Origin of the sequence: Methylobacterium frigidaeris (assembly GCF_022179185.1) — a bacterium.
GTDB classification, from domain to species: Bacteria; Pseudomonadota; Alphaproteobacteria; order Rhizobiales; family Beijerinckiaceae; genus Methylobacterium; species Methylobacterium frigidaeris.
Genome location: NZ_BPQJ01000480.1, coordinates 1 through 211, shown reverse-complemented (window position 1 = coordinate 211; position 211 = coordinate 1). Strand labels below are relative to the sequence as shown.

Here is a 211-nt window from a genome sequence, read left to right as displayed (position 1 = left end):
GAATGAAGGAAAAAATGAGGTCAGTACTTCAGCTGCTGGCCGGTTCGCATTCCCATCAAACGCCACGTTTGCCTTGGGGGATCGCGTACGCAAGAAGTCTGGCGCTGCTTGGCAGGGGCGCATTGTCGGGTGGTACTGCACAACACTTACCCCTGAAGGCTACGCCGTCCAGTCCCAATCTCACCCAGGCTTGGTCCAGAGTGGTCCCACG

1 protein-coding gene is annotated in these 211 nt (G+C 57.8%); it reads left to right on the top strand.

Translation table 11 applies throughout. From position 1 onward, the window contains the following. A partial coding sequence (locus MFF64_RS37700) for a DfrB family trimethoprim-resistant dihydrofolate reductase (protein WP_238194241.1) occupies positions 1-211 on the top strand: 211 nt, incomplete at both ends.